This window comes from Streptomyces sp. URMC 127 (genome assembly GCF_051386535.1).
Lineage (GTDB): Bacteria > Actinomycetota > Actinomycetes > Streptomycetales > Streptomycetaceae > Streptomyces.
Genome location: NZ_JBPQTW010000334.1, coordinates 1 through 4723 on the forward strand (window position 1 = coordinate 1; position 4723 = coordinate 4723).

The 4723-nt window shown below is 75.5% G+C and carries 4 protein-coding genes and 1 tRNA gene; 3 read left to right on the forward strand and 2 right to left on the reverse strand.

Annotation, left to right across the window (positions count from 1 at the left end; genetic code table 11):
• Positions 1–74 precede the first annotated feature (74 nt).
• Complete coding sequence (cobA, locus tag ACSNOH_RS33385; protein ID WP_436725198.1) at positions 75–1316, forward strand: uroporphyrinogen-III C-methyltransferase; 1242 nt, start codon at positions 75–77, stop codon at positions 1314–1316.
• Positions 1317–1401: 85 nt separating this feature from the next.
• Positions 1402–2220: a TrmH family RNA methyltransferase gene (locus tag ACSNOH_RS33390; RefSeq protein ID WP_436725199.1), complete on the forward strand. Its 819-nt coding sequence runs from the start codon at positions 1402–1404 to the stop codon at positions 2218–2220.
• A 14-nt stretch (positions 2221–2234) separates the two neighbouring features.
• Here ACSNOH_RS33390 and ACSNOH_RS33395 read toward each other — a convergent pair whose 3' ends face one another.
• Entirely contained in the window at positions 2235–3560 is a 1326-nt protein-coding gene (locus ACSNOH_RS33395) for a serine/threonine-protein kinase (protein ID WP_436725201.1), read from the reverse strand.
• A 643-nt stretch (positions 3561–4203) separates the two neighbouring features.
• Between ACSNOH_RS33395 and ACSNOH_RS33400 the strand changes: the two genes are divergently transcribed.
• A complete protein-coding gene (locus tag ACSNOH_RS33400) occupies positions 4204–4419 on the forward strand; it encodes a hypothetical protein (RefSeq protein WP_436725200.1) in 216 nt (71 codons plus the stop codon).
• A 223-nt stretch (positions 4420–4642) separates the two neighbouring features.
• Here the strand turns inward: ACSNOH_RS33400 and ACSNOH_RS33405 are convergent.
• Positions 4643–4714 (reverse strand) — tRNA-Val (locus ACSNOH_RS33405).
• Between the last annotated feature and the right edge of the window lie 9 nt (positions 4715–4723).

Sequence of the window (4723 nt, forward strand, 5' to 3'; positions counted from 1 at the left end):
GCCCCCGACCCTCCACCGCACCGTAGGGTGTCCCCACCAGCGCATTCGCCCGCCACGAGGAGACCCGCACGCCCATGGCCGAGCACAACGCCGAGCACAACGAATCCGCCGCCTACCCCGTCGGACTGCGCCTCGCGGGCCGCCGCGTCGTCGTCCTCGGCGGCGGCCAGGTCGCCCAGCGCCGCCTCCCCGCGCTGATCGCCGCCGGCGCGGACGTCCTGCTGATCTCTCCCTCCGTCACCCCCTCCGTCGAAGCGATGGCCGACGCCGGCGAGCTGCGCTGGGAGCCCCGCCGCTACCGCGACGGCGACCTCGACGGCGCCTGGTACGCCCTGATCTCCACCGACGACCCCGAGGCCAACCGGGCCGCCTCCGCCGAGGCCGAGGCCCGCCGCGTGTGGGCCGTGCGCAGCGACGACGCGGACGCCGCCACCGCCTGGACGCCCGCCACCGGCCGCAGCGAGGGCGTCACCGTCGCCGTCCTGACCGGCCGCGACCCCCGCCGCTCCGCCGCCGTCCGCGACGCGATCGTCGAAGGCCTGCGCGACGGCTCCCTGACGGCCCCGCACTTCCGCAGCCGCCCCGCCACCGGCCACGTCGCCCTCGTCGGCGGCGGACCCGGCGACCCCGACCTCATCACCGTGCGCGGCCGCCGTCTCCTCGCCGGCGCCGACGTCGTCATCGCCGACCGCCTCGGCCCGCGCGACCTCCTCGACGAGCTCCCCCCGCACGTCGAGGTCATCGACGCCGCGAAGATCCCGTACGGGCGTTTCATGGCCCAGGAGGCCATCAACAACGCCCTGATCGAGCACGCCCGGGCGGGCAAGTCCGTCGTCCGCCTCAAGGGCGGCGACCCGTACGTCTTCGGCCGCGGCATGGAGGAGGCCCAGGCCCTGGCCGAGCACGGCATCCCGTGCACGGTCGTCCCCGGCATCTCCAGCACGATCAGCGTCCCCGGCGCCGCCGGCATCCCCGTCACCCACCGGGGCGTCGCGCACGAGTTCACCGTCGTCAGCGGCCACGTCGCGCCCGACGACCCGCGCTCCCTCGTCGACTGGGAGGCCGTCGCCCGGCTCCGCGGCACGCTCGTCCTGCTGATGTCCGTCGAGAACATCGGGGCCATCGCCGGCACCCTCGTGCGGCACGGCCGGGCCGCCGGAACCCCCGTCGCCGTCGTGCAGGAGGGCACCACCGCGGCCCAGCGGCGCGTCGACGCGACGCTCGCGACCGTCGCCGAGCGCGTCAAGGCGGAAGGGATACGGCCCCCCGCGGTCATCGTCGTGGGCGACGTCGTGACGGTAGGCACCGGCCGATAGACAACCGGCCGGAGACACCACCGGGCGGCACACCACCGCCACGCCCTCCGGCGACCGAGCACCCCGTACCAAGGACCAGGACGACATGGCCGACATCATCACCATCGACGACCCCGCCGACCCGCGCCTGCACGACTACACCGGCCTGACCGACGTCGAGCTGCGCCGCCGCCGCGAGCCCGCCGAGGGACTCTTCATCGCCGAGGGGGAGAAGGTCATCAGGCGCGCCCGCCACGCGGGCTATGAGATGCGCTCGATGCTGCTGTCCGCCAAGTGGGTCGACGTGATGCGCGACGTCATCGAGGAGTCGCCCGCCCCCGTCTACGCGGTGAGCCCCGAGCTCGCCGAACGGGTGACGGGCTATCACGTCCACCGCGGGGCGCTCGCCTCCATGCAGCGCAAGACGCTGCCGTCCGCGGCCGAGCTGCTGCGGACCACGCGCCGCGTCGCGGTCATGGAGGCCGTGAACGACCACACCAACATCGGCGCGATCTTCCGCAGCGCGGCGGCCCTCGGCATGGACGCGGTCCTGCTCTCCCCGGACTGCGCCGACCCGCTCTACCGGCGCTCCGTCAAGGTGTCCATGGGCGCGGTGTTCTCCGTGCCGTACGCGCGCCTGGAGACCTGGCCCCGCGACCTGGAGACCGTACGGGAGGCGGGCTTCCGGATCCTGGCGCTCACGCCCGACGAGAAGGCGACGTCCATCGACGCGGCCGCGCCGCACCGCCTGGAGCGCGTCGCCCTGATGCTCGGGGCGGAGGGGGCCGGCCTGTCCACGCGCGCCCTGATGGCTGCGGACGAATGGGTGCGCATCCCCATGGCCCACGGCATCGACTCGCTCAACGTGGGCGCGGCCGCGGCGGTGTCGTTCTACGCGGTGACGGCGGGCCGGCCGCAGGACTGAGCCCCGGGAGGCCCTCAGAGCCCCCGCACCGGCAGGCCGCCCCCGGCGAAGCCGAGGCCGTCCCCCGGGGCGGCCGGAAGCTCCGCGCCGCGGGACACGCGCAACCCGTCGTTGCGCCGGTCCGGCCCCTGACAGCCCTGGGCCACGGCGATGCCCAGCGCGACCAGCAGCGTCACCACGATGAAGACGGTCACCCGCTGGCGCAGCAGCCGCGGGTCACGCGCGGGCCGCCGGGCCCCCGCGCCCGTCCGGGCCGCGGGCTGCCCGCCGCGCCGGGCCGCGGCACCCGCCGCACCCCGGGCGGACTGCCCGCGCGCGCCGTTCGCCCGCGCCGCCCGTCCGGGCCGCGCGGCCGGCCGGCGGCCGGGCTCGGGCCGGGCGGCCTGCGGCGGGTGGTGCGGCGCGGGCGCCTTGACCGTGGGCCGTTCGGTGCGCTGCTCCGCGTACTCCGCGGGGCGCCGGTCGGCCGGCCGGTCGGGCTCACGGCGCGTCAGAGGGTGCCGCCCCTCGGAGAGGCCGTGCGCCTCCCGGGCCGCGATCTCCTTCAGCCGCAGGGACAGCTGCAGCGTGCTCGGCCGCTCCTCGGGATCCTTGGCCAGACAGGCGTGGATCAGCGGTGCCAGGGCGTCCGGCACGGCCATGAGCTGGGGTTCCTCGTGGACGACCCGGTAGAGCATGACCTCCGAACTGCCCTGCCCGAAGGGAGAGTCCGCGGTCGAGGCGTAGGCGAGGGTCGCGCCGAGGGCGAAGACGTCCGTGGCGGGGGTCACCGCGGCGCCCCGGACCTGCTCGGGGGCGAGGAAGCCGGGGGAGCCGACCGCGGTGCCCACGTGCGTGAGCGTGCTCGCGCCCGTCGCCCACGCGATGCCGAAGTCGATGATGCGGGGGCCCTTGGGGGACAGCAGGATGTTCGACGGCTTGAGGTCCCGGTGCACCACGCCCGCGTCGTGCACGGCCAGCAGGCCTTCGGCCAAGGCCGCCCCGATGGAGGCCGTCTGAGCGGCCGACAGCGGCCCGTCCTCGTTCACCTTGTCGTGCAGGGAGGGGCCCGGCACGTACTGCGTCGCGAACCAGGGGCGGTCCGCGTCCAGGTCGGCGGCCACGAGCCGCGCCGTACAGCCGCCGCGGATCCGCCGGGCCGCCTGCACCTCGCGCGCGAAGCGCGAGCGGAACTCCTGGTCCTCGGCCAGGTCCGGCCGGATCACCTTCAGCGCCACGCGCTGCCCGCGCCGGTCGGAGCCGAGGTACACCACGCCCATGCCGCCCGCGCCGAGCCGGCGGTGAAGCCGGAACGAGCCGACGACTCGCGGGTCCTCGCGCCGGAGCCGCATCATCGCCATCTTCATCCCCGCTGCCCGGTCCGTCTGACGTGGCACAGCTTACGGATTGACGGGCGGGCGCGCTGATAGGCCGCGCATGCGTCGGCAAGTGGATTGCCCGCGCCCGGCGCGCCCGGCCGCCCGCGGGCCCGGGGCGGCGGCCGTGCACCCCCGGCGCGGGGGAGCGGTCCCAAGGGGCCGCTGCCGCAGGGGGATTGGAGCCGGACCCGGCCCGTGACCCGGCACTTCGCACGAGACGGGAGGGGCCGTTGAGGCGGGTGCGGCGAGCGGAGGAGCGGCCGGCCGGGCAGTGAAGATCATTACGTACGAGGGCGGGCCGGACGTGAGCGAAACCACACCGACCAGGGCGGATTCCTTCACGCTCCGGGGCTCCCCCTCCGGGAAGTCCCCGGGGGACGGACCGCCCGTCTCCAACCAGGGGAGTAGCCGCCCGGCCGCCGCTCATCCTCCCGGATGCCCGCCAATCGGTACGAGGGCATGACGCCCGCCGGTGGCGGCGCCCCTAGATTGGAGGTCGAGCGGCGGGTGCAGCACTCGTCCCCCGAGGTCAGACGCCCGCCGCTCGTGAGACTTCGCAAAGTACCGAGGCAGGGCTTCGCACAGTACCGAAGCAGGGGACAGCGAGAGGACGGGGAGCACAGCCATGGCGGACACGGCGGGACGTACGGCCGGGCCACGCGGCCACCGCGCCGCCGGCCTTGTCGCGGGCCTGTTCGCGCCGCGGCCCTCCGGCACCCGGCACCCGCTGGTGGCCACGGCCATGGTGGTGCCCCTCGCGGCGTTCCTCGCCTTCCTCTTCGGCGGCTGGGACGCCGTCGTCACACAAGCGTCGTCCGTCGCCGGAATGCTGGGGCGCTGAGCGCCCCGGGCCCGGGAGAGCGGCCCGGGCCGGGGACAAGCCGGTGGATCAACCCCGTGGGGACGGGGGTACGGCGGACGGCACGAAGGGCCGGGCACCTGGGGAGGCGCCCGGCCCTTCGTACTGCTCCCATGCGATCCCATCCGGCCGTTCGCACGCGCTCTGCCTGCACAAACGGCCGGAGGCCGGAGCTGTTCAAGCCCCGGCCTCCGGCCGATCGGTGTGCGCGATACTGGGATTGAACCAGTGACCTCTTCCGTGTCAGGGAAGCGCTCTCCCGCTGAGCTAATCGCGCGGGAAGGTC